The 4120-nt window shown below is 35.6% G+C and carries 4 protein-coding genes; 1 reads left to right on the top strand and 3 read right to left on the bottom strand.

Annotated features, from left to right (window positions below):
• The first annotated feature begins 17 nt into the window (after positions 1 to 17).
• A complete protein-coding gene (gene cysS / locus ABGX27_04130; GenBank protein MEO2068681.1) occupies positions 18 to 1433 on the top strand; it encodes a cysteine--tRNA ligase in 1416 nt (471 codons plus the stop codon).
• Between the two features lie 33 nt (positions 1434 to 1466).
• Here cysS and ABGX27_04125 read toward each other — a convergent pair whose 3' ends face one another.
• The 3 genes from ABGX27_04125 to ABGX27_04115 all read right to left on the bottom strand — a co-directional run.
• Complete coding sequence (locus ABGX27_04125) at positions 1467 to 2453, bottom strand: SPFH domain-containing protein (GenBank protein ID MEO2068680.1); 987 nt, start codon at positions 2451 to 2453, stop codon at positions 1467 to 1469.
• Positions 2454 to 2567: 114 nt separating this feature from the next.
• Positions 2568 to 3305, bottom strand: a complete 738-nt coding sequence (locus tag ABGX27_04120) for an iron-sulfur cluster loop (protein MEO2068679.1) — start codon at positions 3303 to 3305, stop codon at positions 2568 to 2570.
• Positions 3306 to 3478: 173 nt separating this feature from the next.
• Positions 3479 to 4120 (bottom strand): hypothetical protein (locus tag ABGX27_04115; protein ID MEO2068678.1); only part of this gene is annotated, 642 nt, incomplete at its 5' end.

The raw sequence follows: 4120 nt of genomic DNA, 5'->3' as shown, positions 1-4120 counted from the left end.
AACGAGAGGTTTACAGGATGATTAAAGTCTTTAATACTCTTACGCAACAGAAAGAAGAGTTTAAACCTTTAAAAGAGAACGTTGTAAAAATGTACGTCTGTGGTCCTACAGTTTACGACCATGCCCACATAGGACATGCAAGAAGTGCTATTGTTTTCGACGTTATAAGAAGATGGCTTGAACACAAGGGTTATAACGTTGTTTATGTTAGGAATTATACAGATATTGATGACAAAATAATAAAACGATCCAAAGAAGAAGGAATCTCTTGGGACAAAGTTGCTGAAAAGTATATAAAGTCATACGAAGAAGATATGAGAGCTCTAAATGTAAAAGAACCAACCTTCAAGCCGAGAGTCTCAAAGCACATAAAGGAGATTATAGAACTTATTCAAGGGCTTATAGAAAAAGGATACGCATATGAAGCAGAAGGAGACGTTTATTTCTCTGTGGAAAAGTTCCCACAGTATGGAAAACTTTCAAAAAGAAAAACAGAGGAGCTTATAGCTGGTGCAAGAATAGAGCCTGGAGAAAAGAAAAAAAATCCTCTTGATTTTGCACTTTGGAAGAAATCAAAAGAGGGAGAACCCGGTTGGGAATCTCCTTGGGGAATAGGAAGACCGGGTTGGCACATTGAATGTTCTGCAATGGCGATGAAATACTTAGGAAAAACCATAGATATTCACGGTGGAGGGTTAGACCTTATCTTCCCACACCACGAAAACGAAATAGCCCAGTCTGAAAGTTTCACAGGAAAAACATTTGCTAAATACTGGGTACACAATGGCTTTGTTATGGTTAACAAAGAAAAAATGAGTAAGTCTTTAGGAAACTTTTTCACCGTTAAAGATATCTTAGAAAAGTTTTCTCCAGATACTTTAAGGCTTTTCCTACTCTCCACTCACTACAGAAGTCCAATAGATTTTTCTTTTGAAAGATTGGAAGAAGCAGAAAGAAGCTTAAAAAGACTTTTAAACTTTATAGAATCTAAAAAGATTATAGAGAATTTACCTGTCAAAGAAGATGATACGGAAACAATAAACCTTGATGACTTCAAAAAAGATTTTGAAGAAGCCATGGATGACGATTTCAACACTGCGAAAGCTCTTGGCATCCTCTTTGAGCTTGTCAAAGAAATCAATCTTTTAAAAGATAAAGCGATAAGAGAAAATCAAATATCTAAGTCTCTAAAAGAAGCTTTAACTAACGCCATAAACTTCGTTAAGGAAGCTCTTAAGATTTTAGGATTTAGGCTTGAAGAAGAAAAAGAAAAGGGACTAGAAGACGAACTAATAAAAATTCTAATAGATGTAAGAAGTGAACTTAGAAAGAGGAAAACTTTTGACCTTGCAGATCTTATAAGAGATAGACTTAAAGAACTTGGAATAATTTTAGAGGACTTACCTTCCGGAACGATTTATAAAAGAAATTAGATTTAGCCCCTTGTCGGGGGCTTTTATAAAAAACTATTGTTTTAACCACATATGGAAATTTCCACTTTGCGGAACATTTAAAAAAAGCTTGACATTTGGATTTTTCTCTAAACTTTCTGCAATTTTTTCTTCAACCATTAACTCTTTCCACTTTAAAACATTCGGGGTAATGGACTTAGAAAGCATTTCGTTTGCTTTTGCTTCAGCTTCAGCTTTCTTTAGCCTTGCTTCAGCTTCCGCTTTTGCCCTGATTATTCTTTCCTCAGCTTCTGCTTGAGCTTTTATTACCTTTTGAATTTTCTCAGTTTCTGCTTGAATTTTTCTAACTTCCTGTTCCCGCCTTGCTTGTTCCTCAACATATTTCATTCTTTCAGCTTCCTGTTTTGCAAGTTGAACTTCCTTTATCTTTCTCTGAATCTCTGGTGGAAGAAGAATGTTTCTAAGCTGAACACCTACAACCTGAACGGCTCCCTTACTTTGTTTCTTTATTTCTTTTCTTATACCTTCTTCAATTTTTGTTGCAATTTCTGGTCTTTTTGTTGGTATTACCTCTGCTGGATAATGTCCTATTACATCCCTCACAACTTCTCTAACTACAGGATTGACAAGCTTTTCTTCCCAGTTGTCTCCCCACGTTTGAAGGGTTTCTGATACTTCCGAAGGTAAAAGTCTATACTGAACTGTAAGTTCAACTTCTATCGGCAGTCCCCTTTCATCAAGAACGGTAATTGCAGGCTTGTTGATAACCCCTCCTTCGTCCTGTAGGTCGCGTTCTCCCTTGTAGTTAATTGTGTGAACTTTCACATCAACTTCCTTTATCTTCTGAATTACAGGAAGTTTAAAGTGAAGACCAGGTTTTAGTTCTTCATCGTCATACTTTCCAAGGGTTATCTTTACTCCAACGTATCCTGACTCAATAGTCTTAAATGGAGAAATAATCCCTACAAATGAAAAAAGTAAAACTCCCCCTAAAGCCAAAATTCCCAGCTTCTGTTTTAAAGATGGTTCGCTATTTACCATTTTTCCCTCGCTTAACGAATGGTTTTAGTTGGCAACTTTGGAATATTATATAAACTCTAAACTCTTTTAATTGCTATACAAAAAATTGGAATTTATTTTTTTAAATTAAAAACTTTAAAGAATTCTAGGACAATAGGATTGTAGTATACAGTTATTACAGTCTGGATTCTTTGACCTGCACCAGTTCCTACCAATTTCCCAAACTGGATAGTCAAAAACTCCAGGATAACTTGGGTTAAGTTCTCTTGCGCGGTATACAGCTACCTCTCTCTTGGAATTTTTTGGTATTAGCCCTGTTCTCTCAAAAACTCTCATTACCTGTAAGTCAGGAGAAATATCAATTGATGATAGATCTTTTATGGTCTTTATTTTAAAATCCCTTACAAGGATATTTACTGCCATGGTAGCAATTTTTATTCCTGCACCTTCAAACTCAAGAAACCTTCTAACTACAGTAGCACTTGATTTAGTTCTACTCCAGATGTTGGCTGCATTACCGTCGTAATCTCTATCTATTTTCCTGATGGCTTCAAAAAAAATATCTGCCATTCTTTCGTTAAACCTATGTAGCCTCTTTTTCTTAAAGATCCGACGAATTCTCCTTCTGCTTAATTTCCTAAGATCCCTAAACTGAAAACTCCCTATTTCTTTTGATACCTCGTAAGGAATAAGCCATGCTCTTTCTGCTGATATCTGTCTATCCATGAGGCACGCTAAAACAAAAGCATGAGGATAGTTCTTTAAGTCATTTAAGAGTTTGTCAGCTTCTTGAAGACCTGTAAAAGTTATTGGTTTATATGGTCTATTTAATATTCGCAGTCCCCGTTGTAAAAACTTCTCTTCGTGGAACATGCCAGTGATATTTTACGGGATTTAGTGGGACTTTGCAAAACATATCGGGACAAGAAGTATTAGAGTTCTATGAAAGTTAGGTGTTCCATTTTTTTTTGTATGGTGTTCCATTTTCGTCGTATAGTGTTCCAACTTTTGTTGTATCTATCGGATTAGTACCTTTCATAATATTCTTATATACCTTCCACAAATTCAGAAAATGAAACATGCAAGTTAGCTTCTATTTCTTCAGCAATTTCTTTCCCTAATTTTCTGGCATTTGAAATTGGAGTATTAGTATTAATGACTATTTGTCGGATATAGACAGTGTTAGTATTTTTCTTTTCTATTTTCTGAGTAGCCCTGGAATATTCAATTTCAGGTAAACGAGGAAACTCCATTTCGGGAAATAATGGTTGCGGAAAGATACCAGTTATCTGTGAAAATTTAAAAAGTTTAGGGACTAAAGAGAACTCCTGCTTTAGTTTAGGAAGTCTAAAAGCTTGGAGGTTGGGAATTATATTCAAGACTTGATTGAGCTTCGGAAGTCCAAAAGATAAAACTTTTGGAATTATAGAAAGTGTATGTGTTAATCTCGGAAAAGAAGGAATCTTAAATGCTTGGAATGTATGCGTAAGAGAAAATGGACTAAGGATAGACTTTAGTTTTCCTACCATTGCGTTTACTTTGTAGATTAGAGGATCTCCTTTTATTCCTTCAGCAAATGTCTTCACAAATGCCAGTCCTGTTCTGTGAAGATCAGATAGTGGTCCTTCTTTTGCAGGTGAAAAAGGAAGGAAGTTCCTGATTTTTCTCACTACCTCTTTTACAGCATT

It is taken from the genome of Desulfurobacteriaceae bacterium, assembly GCA_039832905.1.
In the GTDB taxonomy this organism is placed as follows: Bacteria; Aquificota; Aquificia; order Desulfurobacteriales; family Desulfurobacteriaceae; genus Desulfurobacterium.
Note: the sequence above shows the minus strand (reverse complement) of the source record. Positions and strands in the feature narration are given on the sequence as shown.

What these genes read in the sequence shown, in the direction of transcription:
- cysS (MEO2068681.1), top strand. Translation starts at nt 18, where the DNA reads ATGATTAAAGTCTTTAATACTCTTACGCAACAGAAAGAAGAGTTTAAA.
- ABGX27_04125 (MEO2068680.1), bottom strand. Translation starts at nt 2,453, where the DNA reads ATGGTAAATAGCGAACCATCTTTAAAACAGAAGCTGGGAATTTTGGCT.
- ABGX27_04120 (MEO2068679.1), bottom strand. Translation starts at nt 3,305, where the DNA reads ATGTTCCACGAAGAGAAGTTTTTACAACGGGGACTGCGAATATTAAAT.